Raw genomic sequence first — 15,278 nt, forward strand, 5'->3', positions numbered from 1 at the left:
TTTTATGATTGAGTGAGCTAGTAATTATAATGAAAAATAAATTACGGTTATTTAGAGTATGTAAATATATGTAAGGGAATTTAAGTTAAGAAGTGATTGTGTGAAAAATGAACTTGTCATTTTATCTCTTTATAAAAATGTTTTGAAGCAATCAAGCCATTAATTTTAAATATGGCTTGATTACTATTTATTCTTTATCTATTTTTGTGTTGCTGCTTTCATTTTTACAACAAACTCAGTTAATAAATTAAGCATGATGTCAGGGCGACTAAGATTATTTTCAATAATTTTAACTACCGCAGAACCTGATATTGCACCAGCTGCACCATTTTTAATCGCCTCTTTTACCTGTTCAGGCTCTGATATTCCAAAGCCTTGTAGGGCGGGAGCTGCGCTATATTGGTTTAATTCACTCAATAAATGGGCCAATGGCGTTTCAGCACGTTTTTCTGTGCCGGTCACACCTGCACGTGATACTAAATATGTATAACCTTGGCTATATTTTCCAATTTGTTGAAGTAGCTCATCACTAGCATTTGGTGGACAAATAAAAATAGGCGCAATGTTGTGAGCTCGTGCAGCTTCACGAAATGGCTGTGATTCAGACATAGGAACATCTGCAACTAATACCGAGTCAACGCCTGCTTTTTCGCAGCGAATATAAAAATTTTCGATGCCATTGGTAAATACTAGATTTGCATATACTAATAACCCGATAGGAATAGTAGGGTGTTTTTCTCTAATGCGGCTGAGTAATTCGAAACAAATTGTCGGGGTGATTTCACTTTTAAATGCACGTAAATTCGCATTTTGGATAGTTGGGCCATCTGCCAGTGGATCGGAAAAAGGAATACCAATCTCTAATGCATCAGCACCACCAGCAATCAAGGCATCGACAATTTTTAATGATAATTCAGCATCCGGGTCACCTAAAGTGACAAATGGAACAAATGCGCCTTGGTGGTTCTGAGCTAAAAGTTCAAAAAGTTGGGTGTAGCGTTCCATTAGATTTCTCCTTTGCTGGCTAAAATATCATGTACTGTAAAAATATCTTTATCACCACGGCCAGACAAATTGACGATTAATAACTGTTCTTTATTCGGTTCTTTCTCCGCCATTTTTAATGCATAAGCGAGAGCATGAGATGATTCTAGCGCAGGAATAATCCCTTCCTTACGTGATAATAATTTAAACGCATTTAAGGCTTCATCATCGGTTATGGAAACATATTCTGCGCGACCAATACTGTTTAAATGGGCATGCTGAGGCCCAACGGAAGGAAAATCTAATCCTGCAGAGATGGAATACGACTCTTCAATTTGACCCTCACTGGTTTGCATCATCGGTGATTTCATACCAAAATAAATCCCTACACGACCATGTTTTAATGGAGCGCCATGTTGCCCTGATTCAATCCCTAATCCTGCAGGTTCAACACCAATTAATTTCACATTTTCTTCTGGAATAAAAGAGGCAAATAAGCCTATTGCGTTTGAACCGCCACCGATGCATGCAACTACCGCATCGGGTAAACGGCCTTCTTTTTCGAGAATCTGTTGTTTTGCTTCGTCACCAATCATGCGTTGGAATTCACGTACAATTGTTGGATATGGGTGAGGACCCGCCGCTGTCCCTAATAAATAGTGTGCTTTATCATAGCTGCCAGACCAGTCCCTCAATGCTTCATTACAGGCATCTTTCAAGGTTGCTGAGCCACTGTGAACAGGAATGACTTCAGCGCCCATCAATTTCATACGAAATACGTTGGGAGATTGGCGTTCAACATCTTTTGCGCCCATATAGATACGGCATTTCATGTTCAATAATGCACAAGCAAGCGCTGTTGCAACCCCATGTTGCCCAGCGCCAGTTTCTGCAATAATTTCGCTTTTCCCCATTCGCTTAGCCAGTAGTGCTTGGCCTAATACTTGGTTTGTCTTATGGGCGCCGCCATGTAATAAATCTTCACGTTTTAAATAGAGTTTTGTTTTTGTACCTGCCGTTAAATTTTGACATAACGTGAGTGCAGTCGGGCGACCTGCATAGTTTTTTAGCAAGTCGTGAAACTCACGAATAAATTCAGCATCATTTTGTGCGTCGATAAACGCATCTTCTAATTGGTTTAATGCGGGAATAAGAATTTCTGGGACATATTGTCCACCAAACTCGCCAAAATACGGATCTAATTTGCTCATTATCGATTGTCCATTTTATCAGTTACATTAATTGGTGTTGGAGTTTTATCTTTCGTTGTGTATTAGTGAGCCGTTGATTCGGCTAACAACGCTGACAACACCAAATTTATTTTTTGTTCGCTTTTTATACCAGGTTCAATTTCAACCCCTGAATTAAAGTCTAATCCGTTGCACAGTAACTTTGCCGCGTCTAGGCAGTTATCAGGGGTAAGCCCGCCCGCTATCATTAATTTCTGTGTTGTGAACGAGGGGGTTGCTGACCAATCGAAGGTTTTGCCAGTTCCACCGGAGCCATTATCCAGCAGTAACACATCAATACCTTGTGTGTCGTAGTCATTTAAAGTCGTTCGTGACATATCGAGTGCTTTCCAAACTTCACAGTAGCTTGGTAGAAATGTTCTTAACGTATTGATATAAGAAGCATCTTCTTCACCATGTAATTGCACAGCAGATAAAGCAAGCTGTTTGGCGATATGGGCAACAAAATCGGCAGATTGATTGCGGAAAACACCGACATATTTTAACGGCGCGGCATGGATGATATTTTGCGCCTGTGACAACGTCACTTTTCGGGGGGAGGTTTCAGCAAAAATCAACCCGCCGTAGTGTGCTCCTGCTTCAAATGCGGCTTTTGCGTCTTGTTCGCGGGTTAAACCACAGACTTTATGTTCTCCTACTAACAAGCTTCGAATGGCTTTATCTAGGTCAGCTTGCTCCATTAATGCACTACCAATTAAAAAACCATTCGCAAATTGTCTTAGCGACTGAATATGTTGATGCTGATGAATACCTGACTCACTGATCACAATGGTACCCTCCGCTAAGCGGGGGGCGAGTTTACGAGTTCGATTTAAATCAATAGAAAGATCACGTAAATCGCGGTTATTGATGCCAACAACCTTAGCTTTTAACCGAATAGCTCTCTCTAATTCTTCCTCATTACTGACTTCCGTTAATATTCCCATACTAAGTTGATGAGCAACTTCAGCTAATGCTATATATTCATCATCATTTAAGACAGATAACATCAGTAAGATAGCATCCGCTTGGTAGTAACGTGCAAGGTAGATTTGGTATGGGTCAATGATAAAATCTTTGCATAACACAGGTTGCTTTACGGTATTACTGACAATCGTTAAGTAATCCATTTTCCCTTGAAAATATTTTTCATCAGTAAGAACAGAAATCGCAGATGCGTAGGGCGCATAAGTTTTAGCTATCATTGCAGGGTCGAAGTCAGCACGAATCAACCCTTTTGAAGGAGAGGCTTTTTTGCACTCTAAAATAAAAACAGGGCGTTTTGCGCTTAGTGCGAGATAAAAACTACGCTGACTAGGCTGAATATCAGCAATAAAGCTCTCTAACGGTTGTTTGCCTTTGCGTTCGATTAAATAGTCAACTTTATCATCAACAATTTTTTGTAAGACTGTCGCTTTCATTTTATTGTTTCCTTGCCGCGAGTGCTGTAACGCGATCAAATGCTTTACCGCTACGAATAATTGCGAGTGCGTGTTCGCTGTTCTGTTTTAAGTCTTCATGGCCATTAATACGCATCAACATGGCAACATTGGCCGCTACAGCCGCTTCGTGAGCGGCTTGCCCATGGCCTTGAAGTAAATGACTAAGCAATATGCGGTTTTCATCTGGTGTACCACCTTCTAAGTCACGTAATTGATACGGTTTTAACCCAAAATCATCTGCAGTTAATTGGTAATGTTGTACTTTACCATCTTTTAGTTCAGCGACTTGAGTGACTGCATGTAATGAAACCTCATCCATTCCTCCACTGTGTACCACAGCTGCACGGGTGAAACCAAGCATCTGTAATGTTTCAGACACCGGTTTTACCAATGACGCTTGGTAAACACCGATAAGCGCAATTGGCGGACGAGCAGGGTTAATTAATGGGCCCAATACATTGAATAACGTTCGGGTTTTCAACTGAGTGCGTACAGGTGCAGCATGGCGAAACCCACTGTGATATTGCGGTGCAAATAAAAAGCAAACTCCAAGATCATCTAATGCGTCACGAGCACTTTGTGCACTGAGATCTAGAGCGATACCAAAAGCCGCAAGTAAATCTGAAGATCCTGAACGGCTCGAAACACTACGATTACCGTGTTTGGCAACTTTAATACCACATTCAGCAGCAACGAATGCGCTCGCTGTTGAAATATTGATACTATTTGCGCCATCTCCACCCGTGCCAACAATATCACTGAATGAGTAGTCAGGACGAGGAAAGGGTTGTGCATTTTCTAAACAAGCTAGAGCGGCTCCAGCAATTTCTTGTGGTTGTTCACCACGCATTTTCATGCTGATTAATACAGCGGCTAACTGAGGCTCTGTCAATTCACCTTGAATGATGGCATTAAACAAGAACTGGCTTTCTTGTTGAGTCAGCGGTTGCGCTTTAAATAATTTATCATAAATATTTTGCATAATTGGCTCTTTAGTATTCCGTTAGTGCGAATGAGAGGATTCGATTGCATTGGGAGTAGAAAGAGCCCATGCCACGGTATTTTCTAACAACTGTTTGCCTTGCGTTGTTAAAATGGATTCAGGATGAAACTGGAATCCACAAACTCTATCGCTATCATTACGTACAGCCATGACCATGCCATTTGACTGGGCACAAATGGTCAAGCTTTCAGGAATTTGGCTACCAACAAGAGAGTGGTAACGAGCCACTGATATTGGGTTTTCAAGATGATTAAACATGGCTAAACCATCATGTGTGGCTATTGATGACTTACCATGCAAAATTTCACCTGCGGCAGAGACGGTCCCACCATAGGCTTCTACGATAGCTTGGTGGCCTAAACAAATACCGATAACAGGAATTTTGCCTTTTACTCGCATTAAAACTTCTGGCATTGAACCTGCTTCGCTAGGTTTTCCTGGACCAGGCGATAAGACTAAAATTGGTGAAATCATTTGTTCTAATACAGATAAAATATGTTCTACATTGACGGTGTTGCGGTAAATAACCACGTTATGGCCACCTGCACGCAGTTGGTCTACTAGGTTATAAGTAAAGGAGTCAACGTTATCGAGCAGTAAAATATTCGCCATTAGAATAACTCCTTAACTTGGTGTGCTTGGGCAATTGCGCGGATCACAGCACGTGCTTTATTTCGGGTCTCATCGGCTTCGGCTTGAGGGATGGAGTCTAGAACGACGCCACCTCCAGCTTGTACAGTGGCAATGCCATTTTCTACGTACGCAGAGCGAATAACGATGCAGGTATCAAAATCACCATTTCCTTGAAAATATCCTACGGCTCCGCCGTATGACCCGCGGCGCTCTTGTTCATATTGCGCAATCAGCTGCATTGCTTTTACCTTTGGTGCCCCCGTTAAAGTCCCCATATTCATACAGGCTTGATATGCATGAAAAACATCTAAATCTTGGCGTAATGTTCCCACGACATGAGAAACTAAATGCATTACGAAAGAGTAGCGATCAACTTTAGTTAGGTTGGCAACATAGCGGCTACCCGCTTCACAGATACGTGCTAAATCGTTGCGCGCTAAGTCAACTAACATAATGTGTTCAGCAAGCTCTTTTTCATCTGAACGCATGGAAAGCTCAATTCGGCTATCTAAATCAAGGTCTAATTCACCTTGTGCGTTACGGCCTCGAGGGCGAGTTCCAGCGATTGGGTAAATTTCTACCTTGCGATTTTCTGTCGCATATTTGAGTGCGCTTTCAGGTGAGGCGCCAAAAAGTGTGAATGCGTCATCTTGCATGTAGAACATATAAGGGCTTGGGTTTTGTGCTTTGAGCTTTTGGTATGCAATCAACGGATGCGAGCACGGCATCGTAAATTTACGTGAAGGCACAACCTGGAAAATATCACCACGGTATATGGCTTCTTTTAATGAAGTAACAACATCCCCATATTCTTGGTCATTTTTGTTTATCGATACGGCAAAATCGGGCGCAGTTGCTAAAGGAAGCGCAGGTAAGAATGGCCGACACGAAGCAATAATTTGTGCGTGACGCTGCTTAACAGTTTCGACATCTTGCTCATTTTGGCTAAATAAGCTGCTTTTTAGCCGAGCAGCCTGATTTTGATGGTCAATCACTAAATAATGCTCAGCAACAAAAAAACAATAGTCAGGGCAGTGATTAACGGTATTAACGTTGGGTAAATCTTCAAAACTTGCGACTAAATCATAAGCAAATAACCCACCAACAAACAGATTTTCAGGCTTTGTCGAATAAGTTTGCGCGAGAGCGGGTAGCGCACGTAAAACGTCCAAACAAGATGCCGCCTTTAGACGGCTGTCTTCGTCTAAATCTTGTGCCGGTAGGCTGAACGTCACCGTTAAACTATTTTCTTGCATGCTATGATGCATGATTAAATCTGTTAATTGCGCTAATAGTTTGGGTAATAAAGCCTGACCATTTGGCGTTAACGCTTCGATTTCAACTTTTTGACCAAAAGCACGAATACGTAGTGCGCTGTTGACAACAAGCAAGCTTTGTAAGTTAGCTTTATTATTAATTTCAGCGGATTCCAACAGCATTGTTGATGGAACTTGATGACACAGATGATTAAATAATAATGTTGGATCAGGCTGATAATTAATTGGGCTATCCAGATACGTAAAATGTGCTAATGTGGTGCTTTGTTCGTTCATTTTGTTGCCTTACATTAATTTTTGACATTAAAAAACCCGCCGAGGAAGGGCGGGTTTGGCACTGAAACATACAATAACTATGCGCGTGCGGCTTCCGCCCAATTTGGGAAGTCACGCCACCAACGATTTGATAAGTTAAATAAAGTCATTGTATGCCTCACTGGATAAACTGATTATTTTTGGTCTTGGTTATCTTGCGTACTAGTTAACTAGATCGCATTGTTTGTGTCAAGGGCTTTGTTAATTTATTAGGAAAAATAGTTTTTCATGGAAATTGGAGAAGATATCAATATGTCGACAGCCTCGACGCCATTAGTGACTCGCTATGATTTGCATAGCCATACGACTGCCTCGGATGGTGAACTCACTCCTGCCGCGTTAATCGAACGTGCGATAGAAAAAGGGGTTAATATTTTAGCAATTACCGATCACGACACTTGTGAGGGGGTACTTGAGGCTCGCCGCTATCTTACTGAAAACGAAAGGCCAATTGAGCTAGTCAATGGTGTTGAAATTTCGACACTTTGGGAAAATATTGAAATACATATTGTGGGGTTAAATTTTTCTCCGTCACACCCTGCTATGGTTGAATTGTTAGAAGAGCAATCTGAGCGTCGTTTCGAACGCGGTATTGAGATGGGCAGGCGATTACAAAAAGCAGGCATTGATGATGCGTGGGAGAACGCACAGCGCATTTCTGGTGGTGGGCAGGTAACGCGGGCACATTTTGCACAATATATAGTGCAAATAGGTAAAGAAAAAACGATTAATAACGTGTTTAAGCGCTATTTATCAAAAGGGAAAACAGGATATGTCCCTGCGAAGTGGTGCACAATTCAAGCCTCCATTGACGCAATCCATGCGGCAGGCGGTGTTGCGGTATTGGCTCATCCTGCTAAATATCAACTATCTAATAAATGGTTAAAACGGTTGGTTGCGCATTTTAAACAGTGTGAAGGGGATGCCATGGAAGTTTCTCATTGCCAGCAACCACCAAATGAAAAGCAATATTTAGCTGAATTAGCCAACAATGCTAATTTACATACATCTGTTGGTTCAGATTTTCATCGACCATGTTCTTGGATAGAACTTGGCCGAAACTTATGGCTACCTAATGATGATAATGCAGTTTGGACGCTTTGGAATGCAGTAAAAAGCAGCTAATCAATTGATGTATTAATAATGCGGTGTAAAATAATTATTATAAGTGATGATTTATTCTGAGTAGGTCATCTCATGGAATTAAGAGATAGTAGCATTTATAGGTATTTTTGCCGGGTGATGCTGTCGATACCCAAAAATTAGAGGTATGTATGAGCCAGTTTTTTTATATCCATCCGGACAACCCTCAGGCAAGACTTATTAGCCAGAGTGTTGAAATTTTAAATAAAGGTGGTGTGATTGTTTACCCTACCGACTCAGGGTACGCCATTGGATGTCGTTTAGAAGAAAAAGATGCTCTACAGCGCATCTGTCGTATCCGTCAGCTGGATGCTAACCATAATTTTACATTAATGTGTCGGGATCTCTCTGAGCTATCGAATTACGCACATGTTGATAATACCGTTTTTCGTTTAATTAAAAATAATACGCCGGGTAATTACACCTTTATTTTACGGGCAACGAAAGAGGTTCCGCGGCGTTTAATGAATGAAAAACGTAAAACCATAGGCTTGCGTGTGCCGTCGAACCCGATTGCGCGAGATTTACTCGAAGCGGTTGGTGAACCGTTGATGTCAACGAGTTTGATTATGCCCGGTGATGATTTCACGCAATCAGATCCTGAAGAAATTCGCGATTTACTTGATAAACAAGTCGATTTAGTGATCCACGGTGGCTATATTGGGCAAAAACCCACAACGGTGATTGACTTTACTGATGATACACCAGTTGTAGCACGAGTCGGAACTGGCGATCCAACGCCTTTTGAGTAAATATCACTATTGGAAAGTCTAAGGTTCAGTACTGAATTAAATAAAATAGTATTGAAAGTGCGATATACAGATAAGTAATAGGGGTTCAGGACAAATCTGTGTATAATGCGCGGGTTTTCAAATTCATTGCTTTTTGGTGCGGCAAAAATAACGTGCCAAAAAGGTATTTGACGCCTGTGAAGGCGACAGCAGAGGGTTACATGAGCGTAAAACCGCAAAAAACTGAAAAATTACAGAAAATCCTTGCTCGTTCTGGGCATGGTTCTCGTCGAGAAATCGAAACATTCCTGCAAGCGGGTCGTATTAGTGTTGATGGCAAAATTGCTACACTAGGAGACCGTGTTGAAGTCACACCCGCAACAAAAATTCGTTTAGATGGCCGTTTATTAGCGATCAAAGAAGCTGAAAAGGAAATCTGCCGTGTAATGGCTTACTACAAGCCAGAGGGCGAATTATGCACACGTCATGATCCTGAAGGGCGCCCAACCGTTTTTAACCGTTTACCACGGTTAACGGGTGCTCGCTGGATTGCTGTTGGCCGTTTAGATGTTAACACAAGCGGCTTATTGCTATTCACGACAGATGGTGAGTTAGCTAATCGTTTAATGCACCCTAGTCGTGAAGTTGAACGTGAATATGCAGTACGCGTATTTGGCGAAATTAATGATGCAAAAATTCGCCAGTTAATCAATGGTGTACAACTGGAAGATGGTCCAGCTTCTTTTAAAACGGTTTCTTACCGTGGCGGAGAAGGAATGAACCAGTGGTTTAACGTCACCTTGACTGAAGGGCGTAACCGCGAAGTCCGTCGCCTTTGGGAATCTGTTGGTGTCCAAGTCAGCCGTTTAATCCGTGTGCGTTATGGTGATATCGATTTACCAAAAGGCTTGCCTCGTGGAGGATGGACGGAGCTTGGTTTAGAGCAAACTAACTATCTTCGTGAGCTGGTGGAATTGCCAGTAGAAACGGAAAGTAAGGTTGCTGTTGAGCGTGACCAACGTCGTATTAAAGCGAACCAAATTCGCCGTGCGGTAAAACGCCATACACAAGTCGCATCACGTCAATCATCAAGACCAACAGCGAAACGTCGTACTCGCATCTAGACTGATTGCATATCGAATATTAAACACGCTGGGGCCATCCCCTCAGCGTGTTTTTGTCTAATTTATTGTCTATTAAAATATATTAGCTTTTATATGAGAGAAATTACCTATCTTAGGGTAATGATTGAATTGAACATAACCTTATTAATAATAAGAAAATTAATGGTCTAGTTCACATTATTATGAAACCTATCAATAATAGATAATATTTATGAGACATTTGTCTCATTTTAATGTAACTAAAAGTCTTAGTATGACCTCTCTTGTGAGATATGACTCACAAACATTGGTTTATTAACTGATAATAAAGGCAAAATTACAGATAAACCTATTACTTACCCAGTTTATCCAGATAAATAAAGAATGGTTTAAGTGGATAAACCTGAATAAGGACGAAACATGAAAAAAATAACACTGACTTTGAGTGCGATTGCATTGGCATTAAGTTTTACCGCGACGTCTCAAGCAAAAATTCCAATGCCAGAAACCGTAAGCCCTGGCGTTACCGTTGTTGAACTTGCTCAACAACAGCCTGTCCATTGGGTTTCCATCGAGCAAATTAAACAAAGCCTAGAAGGAAAAGCTCCGATGGCTGTTGGGTTTGATATCGATGATACGGTGTTATTTTCGAGCCCAGGTTTTTACCGTGGTAAATTAGAGTTCTCACCTAACGATTTTAGCTATCTCAAAAATCAGCAATTTTGGGAAAAAATGAATAATGAGTGGGACAAATTCAGTATGCCAAAACAAGTGGGTATTGATTTAGTCAAAATGCACTTAGAGCGCGGTGACACTGTTTATTTCATTACTGGCCGTACGAAAACCAAAACAGAAACAGTAACTAAATACGTTCAGGAAGGTTTAGCAATACCGGCAGATAAAATGCAACCTGTCATTTTTGCGGGTGATGAGCCAGGCCAAAATAATAAAGTAAGCTGGATGCGTGATCACAAACTTACCATATATTATGGTGATGCTGATGCCGATATCGCAGCAGCGCATGAGTTAGGTATTCGCGGTGTGCGTATTTTACGCGCAGCAAACTCATCTTACCAACCATTGCCAAAAGCAGGGCGCTTTGGTGAAGAGGTTGTGATTAATTCAGAATATTAGTTCTGTTATGAGTAGAATGAAGAGGAGGTCAAATGACCTCCCTTTTAAGCGTGAACTATTTTAGTTAGTTAATACAGAATCAATAATCACTCGATTACCTGAAATATTTCCTGTTGTTCCATTCGTGACGATAGGGCTGGTAACTTTAGTGGTATTAGTAGAACGTAAAGTTCCATATTGGTTATTAATGCGGTTTTTTGAATCAATAGTTAGGTTTTTACCGGCTATCACTTCTCCAGAGTAGTTTTCTAATGAACCTATATTAAGCTTTTGGTTATTAGGCGCTGTAATTTTCCCATAATTATTATTGAGTGCTGCTTTGAGATTAATATTAACATCAACATCATTGCGTACTGCAGAATTATTTTTTACATTTGCAACAATAGAACCATTGATATTATGTAACGTATCACCTTTAACTTTAATGATACCATTATTGGTTTGTAAGCCGCCATTTTGGTCTGTTAGCCCAAATTTGGTATTAAATGCCATTAATGGCCACCGAGCGTGCAATTAAATCTGTCGGAGAATTGGTATCTAATCTCCCATTGATGGCAATTTTACCTTGCTGCACATTATAGTTAGCAATAGAACCATCATTTGCTAGCTCTACTTTACCCGTTGTCAGTGTTGTACGGTTCGTATTGATAAAGCCACAGTTGTTACATGTAATACCCGATGCATTAGCAACGATAACTTGTGCTTCTCCTCCTGCAACTTCAATCATGCCATTTAAGGTGGTTGCCGAATTCGAATTTATTTCGTTTAAAATGACTTTAGCTCGCCCGCCAGCAACATTGGTATTGCCACCAATTTTGCCGCCAATGGTCGTATTAGAATTTTTTGCACTGTTATTTAAAATAACGCCTTTTTGATCAACATCGAATTGGCTATAGGTATTATGGGAAACCCTAGCTTGACTCGGTTTATTAATATAAACGACAGTTGGCCCCATTACCTTGATTTAATATACCAGCACCATTAGTTGGCATAATTGCAGCTTGGGCAATAGTAGGGGTTCCAACGATTATTGAAACGCATAAAAAGAGTGGGTTAAATTTCAATTTAGTGAAATTCAAATGAGAGCTTGAAGCGTTTTTCATATATATCCCTTAAAATAAAATAGAAAAATCTAAGATAACTAACAATCCATTATTGCAGATTAATTATGCTTAAATAGAAAAATAAATAAAATTAATAATGTTAACATGGATAAATATATCGTTATTAATTGATAAATAACCAAAGCTGATTAAAAGCGGATGAATATCAGTTATTTTAAAATAATTTCTTTTTTATCATATGGTTGTGTTTAGGGGCTTTTGGTCTAATGAGGGAGTTTTACTGATGTGGTTATACGTATCCAGTTTAATGAAAATGATAAATAACAATGAATATCATTAATTATTTTTATGTTTTGTTTTTCTTGCTATAAATTAATTGTGATATTTTATTTTCTAAATTTATTGAAAGTAATTTAAATTATCTAAAACATTTATTCATTTAATATTTACACCAAATTGGCGTTATAAATGAATAAGAATAAATAATTTTTTATAGATTGATTGATGGAGCAGTTAAATAACTTTAGATTAAAAGTGCAATAACTGTAAAAAACATCGTATTATTGCACTTTATTATCGGATTATTACCAATCAATCCCTTTTTGAGCTTTAATTCCAACATCAAACGCATGTTTTACAGGGCGCATTTCTGTTACTGTATCGGCTAACTCAATTAAGTCTCGGTGGCAACCTCTACCAGTGATCACGACAGATTGATTGGCAGGACGGCTTTGCAATGCCTGGATCACTTCTGCTAATGGGAGGTAATGATAACTCACCATGTAGGTTAGCTCATCTAAAATAACTAAATCGTACTGTGGGTCGCTTAACAATTGCTTAGCGTACTGCCATGTTTCCATACAGGCAAGGGTGTCTGTCTCTTTGTTTTGAGTTTCCCATGTGAACCCGGTTGACATAACATAGAAGGGAACCCCTTGAGGCTCTAGTAATTCACGTTCGCCATTATCCCAGCCGCCTTTAATAAACTGAACAACGGCCGCTTTTTTACCATGACCTACCGCACGGCAGACAGTACCAAAAGCAGCAGTTGTTTTGCCTTTCCCATTTCCAGTAAAGACAATCACGATACCCCGTTCAATTTGTGCAGCTTCGATTCGGGCATCCACTTTTTCTTTTAAACGTTGTTGGCGTTCTTCGTGTCGGCTTTGAGACATTGTTTTTACTCCGCAGCACCCGGTTTTCGCCCTGGTTGAGCATCATAGCTTCCCCCTGTTTTACGCAGGCTATCATCACCCATCAAATAGATATAAATAGGCATGATATCGGTAGGGGTTTTTAATTTAAGTGGATCTTCGTCAGGGAATGCACTTGCTCGCATTGCGGTTCGAGTACCGCCTGGATTAATACAGTTTACTCGAAGATTGCTCTGCTTATATTCTTCGGATAACACTTGCATCAAACCTTCAGTTGCAAATTTGGAGACAGCGTAGGCTCCCCAACCCGCGCGACCCTGTTTACCTACACTTGAACTGGTAAAAATCAATGAGGCATTAGGTGCTTTGAGCAATAGAGGGAGCAAAGCTTGGGTTAGCATAAATGTGGCATTAACATTTATTTGCATAACATCATGCCAGAGGTCGCTTGGTTGCTCAGTGATAGGGGCAACCACACCAAGTATTCCAGCATTGTGTAAAACGCCATCTAAATAAGGTGCAATGGAGGCAACTTGCGAGGCGAGTGAATGGCAGTCATCAATCGTTGCTGTTAATAAATCTAACGTAAAGCACGGCGAATTCTTTCCACCTAATGCCGCTATTTCATCACTAACGGCTTGTAATTTATGCTGCGTTCGACCAACAAGGATAAGGGATGCACCATAGCGAGCATAAGTGAGTGCCGCTTCACGGCCAATGCCATCACCGGCACCAGTCACAAGGATTGTTTTACCTTTCAATAGGTCTTGTCTAGGCTGATATTGGAGCATATTCTTTCCTACTATAGTGATTAGCATGTATGGTTATCATCGCACTGATTGCGATAATTGGCTAATCTAACATAGTTATTAACGAAGTTTGTCGTGCTAACTCTGTTTTTTTCTGGTTGTTTGCGCGTAATCGTGAGATTATTTTTTGTATTGAAGATAAACATCAAAAGGATCAGATTGTGGAGTATTTCTCATTATATGGGCTATTTTTAGCAAAAATCGTCACAATTTTGGTGGCGGTGGTTTTGCTAGCTGTTTTTGTGTTTGGCGTAGGCATGCGTCGACAAGGGGCAAAAGGTGCTTTGAAAATCACAGATTTAGGTGAGAGTTATCGTGAGCGTCAGCGCCAAATGCAACAGATAAAAATGAATGAGTCAGAACATAAAGCGTGGCTAAAAGCATTTAAAAAACAGCAGAAAGCAAAATCAAAAAGTGAGAAAACAGGGGCTAAGTTAGGCCAAACAGGGGTTAAAAAGCCTTGTTTATATGTATTAGACTTCAAGGGTAGCATGGATGCCCGTGAAGTCGCTTCTTTACGTGAAGAGATCAGTGCTATTCTTGCAGTTGCTGATCAACAAGACGAGGTTTTACTAAGACTTGAAAGCCCTGGAGGGATGGTTCATGGTTATGGTTTAGCAGCCTCGCAATTATTAAGGATCAAAGAAAAAAATATCCCGCTGACTATTGCGGTCGATAAAGTTGCGGCGAGTGGCGGATACATGATGGCTTGCATTGCAGATAAAATCATTGCAGCGCCATTTGCCATTATTGGTTCGATCGGTGTTGTCGCTCAAATTCCGAATATCCATCGGTTACTAAAAAAACATGATGTTGATGTAGAACTTCATACTGCGGGTGAATACAAACGCACATTGACCATGTTAGGTGAGAATACGGAGCAAGGCCGTAAGAAGTTTGTTGAAGATTTAAATTCAACACATGAATTATTTAAACAATTTGTGCATCAAAATCGCCCATCTTTAGATATTTCCGCTGTTGCAACGGGGGAGTATTGGTATGGTTCACAGGCGCTTGATAAAGGGTTAGTGGATAATATCGGTGTTAGTGATGATTTTATTATTAATGCAATTGATACTAAGGAAATAGTTAGTATTCGTTATGTATTAAGTAAAAAAATGATGGATAAGTTTATGGGAAGCGCGGCAAAGAGCGTGGATAACTTATTATTACGCTGGTGGCAACGCGGACAAAAACCACTCTTGTAATTTTGAATTTCGCCTAGCGAATAAGCGTTTTTAAATCTACTATTAATTT

General features: G+C 40.3%; 14 protein-coding genes, 1 pseudogene and 1 other annotated feature. Of the genes and pseudogenes, 5 read left to right on the top strand and 10 right to left on the bottom strand.

The window, feature by feature from the left end; translation table 11 throughout:
- Positions 1-198: 198 nt before the first annotated feature.
- The 5 genes and pseudogenes from trpA to G6Q48_RS05640 all read right to left on the bottom strand — a co-directional run bounded on the left by trpA (position 199) and on the right by G6Q48_RS05640 (position 6,844).
- On the bottom strand, positions 199-1,005 hold the full coding sequence (trpA, locus tag G6Q48_RS05615; protein ID WP_166264909.1) for a tryptophan synthase subunit alpha: 807 nt from the start codon (positions 1,003-1,005) through the stop codon (positions 199-201).
- Positions 1,005-2,195, bottom strand: coding sequence for a tryptophan synthase subunit beta (gene trpB / locus G6Q48_RS05620; protein WP_102138632.1), 1,191 nt, complete (start codon positions 2,193-2,195; stop codon positions 1,005-1,007). The genes trpA and trpB overlap by 1 nt, the downstream gene beginning before the upstream one ends.
- 62 nt (positions 2,196-2,257) lie before the next feature.
- Positions 2,258-3,634, bottom strand: coding sequence for a bifunctional indole-3-glycerol-phosphate synthase TrpC/phosphoribosylanthranilate isomerase TrpF (gene trpCF, locus G6Q48_RS05625; protein WP_166264912.1), 1,377 nt, complete (start codon positions 3,632-3,634; stop codon positions 2,258-2,260).
- A gap of 1 nt (position 3,635) precedes the next feature.
- Positions 3,636-5,270 (bottom strand): annotated as a pseudogene (trpD, locus tag G6Q48_RS22180) (bifunctional anthranilate synthase glutamate amidotransferase component TrpG/anthranilate phosphoribosyltransferase TrpD).
- A complete protein-coding gene (locus G6Q48_RS05640) occupies positions 5,270-6,844 on the bottom strand; it encodes an anthranilate synthase component 1 (RefSeq protein ID WP_166264918.1) in 1,575 nt (524 codons plus the stop codon). The pseudogene trpD and the gene G6Q48_RS05640 overlap by 1 nt, the downstream one beginning before the upstream one ends.
- Positions 6,845-6,870: 26 nt before the next feature.
- Positions 6,871-6,972, bottom strand: a sequence feature (Trp leader region).
- A 163-nt stretch (positions 6,973-7,135) separates the two neighbouring features.
- On the opposite strand from G6Q48_RS05640, the gene rnm reads away from it, so the two are divergent.
- The 4 genes from rnm to aphA all read left to right on the top strand — a co-directional run bounded on the left by rnm (position 7,136) and on the right by aphA (position 10,994).
- Positions 7,136-8,008 carry an RNase RNM gene (gene rnm, locus G6Q48_RS05645; protein WP_166265040.1) on the top strand — a complete coding sequence of 291 codons (873 nt, stop codon included), beginning with the start codon at positions 7,136-7,138 and terminating at the stop codon, positions 8,006-8,008.
- A 149-nt stretch (positions 8,009-8,157) separates the two neighbouring features.
- Entirely contained in the window at positions 8,158-8,778 is a 621-nt protein-coding gene (locus tag G6Q48_RS05650) for an L-threonylcarbamoyladenylate synthase (protein WP_036957701.1), read from the top strand.
- A 200-nt stretch (positions 8,779-8,978) separates the two neighbouring features.
- Positions 8,979-9,881 carry a 23S rRNA pseudouridine(2605) synthase RluB gene (gene rluB, locus G6Q48_RS05655; RefSeq protein WP_166264921.1) on the top strand — a complete coding sequence of 301 codons (903 nt, stop codon included), beginning with the start codon at positions 8,979-8,981 and terminating at the stop codon, positions 9,879-9,881.
- Positions 9,882-10,280: 399 nt separating this feature from the next.
- Positions 10,281-10,994, top strand: a complete 714-nt coding sequence (gene aphA / locus G6Q48_RS05660; protein ID WP_102138627.1) for an acid phosphatase AphA — start codon at positions 10,281-10,283, stop codon at positions 10,992-10,994.
- Positions 10,995-11,054: 60 nt separating this feature from the next.
- On the opposite strand, the gene G6Q48_RS05665 is transcribed toward aphA, so the two are convergent.
- From G6Q48_RS05665 to G6Q48_RS05685, 5 genes are all read right to left on the bottom strand, one after another.
- The gene (locus G6Q48_RS05665) at positions 11,055-11,486 is read right to left on the bottom strand and encodes a hypothetical protein (RefSeq protein ID WP_166264924.1); all 432 of its coding nucleotides are present in this window, start codon (positions 11,484-11,486) and stop codon (positions 11,055-11,057) included.
- On the bottom strand, positions 11,476-11,949 hold the full coding sequence (locus G6Q48_RS05670) for a two-partner secretion domain-containing protein (protein WP_166264927.1): 474 nt from the start codon (positions 11,947-11,949) through the stop codon (positions 11,476-11,478). Before G6Q48_RS05670 ends, G6Q48_RS05665 begins: the two co-directional genes overlap by 11 nt.
- The gene (locus tag G6Q48_RS05675) at positions 11,924-12,097 is read right to left on the bottom strand and encodes a hypothetical protein (RefSeq protein ID WP_166264930.1); all 174 of its coding nucleotides are present in this window, start codon (positions 12,095-12,097) and stop codon (positions 11,924-11,926) included. The genes G6Q48_RS05670 and G6Q48_RS05675 overlap by 26 nt, the downstream gene beginning before the upstream one ends.
- A 545-nt stretch (positions 12,098-12,642) precedes the next feature.
- Entirely contained in the window at positions 12,643-13,233 is a 591-nt protein-coding gene (gene cobO, locus G6Q48_RS05680; protein ID WP_102138625.1) for a cob(I)yrinic acid a,c-diamide adenosyltransferase, read from the bottom strand.
- Positions 13,234-13,238: 5 nt separating this feature from the next.
- Positions 13,239-14,003, bottom strand: a complete 765-nt coding sequence (locus G6Q48_RS05685; protein ID WP_102138624.1) for a YciK family oxidoreductase — start codon at positions 14,001-14,003, stop codon at positions 13,239-13,241.
- A gap of 179 nt (positions 14,004-14,182) precedes the next feature.
- Between G6Q48_RS05685 and sohB the strand changes: the two genes are divergently transcribed.
- Positions 14,183-15,229 (top strand): protease SohB, encoded by a 1,047-nt coding sequence (sohB, locus tag G6Q48_RS05690; protein ID WP_102138623.1) that lies wholly within the window; start codon positions 14,183-14,185, stop codon positions 15,227-15,229.
- Positions 15,230-15,278: the final 49 nt, after the last annotated feature.

Origin of the sequence: Providencia sp. M-27 (assembly GCF_011077905.1) — a bacterium.
Lineage (GTDB): Bacteria > Pseudomonadota > Gammaproteobacteria > Enterobacterales > Enterobacteriaceae > Providencia > Providencia huaxiensis.

What these genes read in the sequence shown, in the direction of transcription:
- trpA (WP_166264909.1), bottom strand. Translation starts at nt 1,005, where the DNA reads ATGGAACGCTACACCCAACTTTTTGAACTTTTAGCTCAGAACCACCAA.
- trpB (WP_102138632.1), bottom strand. Translation starts at nt 2,195, where the DNA reads ATGAGCAAATTAGATCCGTATTTTGGCGAGTTTGGTGGACAATATGTC.
- trpCF (WP_166264912.1), bottom strand. Translation starts at nt 3,634, where the DNA reads ATGAAAGCGACAGTCTTACAAAAAATTGTTGATGATAAAGTTGACTAT.
- G6Q48_RS05640 (WP_166264918.1), bottom strand. Translation starts at nt 6,844, where the DNA reads ATGAACGAACAAAGCACCACATTAGCACATTTTACGTATCTGGATAGC.
- rnm (WP_166265040.1), top strand. Translation starts at nt 7,136, where the DNA reads ATGTCGACAGCCTCGACGCCATTAGTGACTCGCTATGATTTGCATAGC.
- G6Q48_RS05650 (WP_036957701.1), top strand. Translation starts at nt 8,158, where the DNA reads ATGAGCCAGTTTTTTTATATCCATCCGGACAACCCTCAGGCAAGACTT.
- rluB (WP_166264921.1), top strand. Translation starts at nt 8,979, where the DNA reads ATGAGCGTAAAACCGCAAAAAACTGAAAAATTACAGAAAATCCTTGCT.
- aphA (WP_102138627.1), top strand. Translation starts at nt 10,281, where the DNA reads ATGAAAAAAATAACACTGACTTTGAGTGCGATTGCATTGGCATTAAGT.
- G6Q48_RS05665 (WP_166264924.1), bottom strand. Translation starts at nt 11,486, where the DNA reads ATGGCATTTAATACCAAATTTGGGCTAACAGACCAAAATGGCGGCTTA.
- G6Q48_RS05670 (WP_166264927.1), bottom strand. Translation starts at nt 11,949, where the DNA reads ATGGGGCCAACTGTCGTTTATATTAATAAACCGAGTCAAGCTAGGGTT.
- G6Q48_RS05675 (WP_166264930.1), bottom strand. Translation starts at nt 12,097, where the DNA reads ATGAAAAACGCTTCAAGCTCTCATTTGAATTTCACTAAATTGAAATTT.
- cobO (WP_102138625.1), bottom strand. Translation starts at nt 13,233, where the DNA reads ATGTCTCAAAGCCGACACGAAGAACGCCAACAACGTTTAAAAGAAAAA.
- G6Q48_RS05685 (WP_102138624.1), bottom strand. Translation starts at nt 14,003, where the DNA reads ATGCTCCAATATCAGCCTAGACAAGACCTATTGAAAGGTAAAACAATC.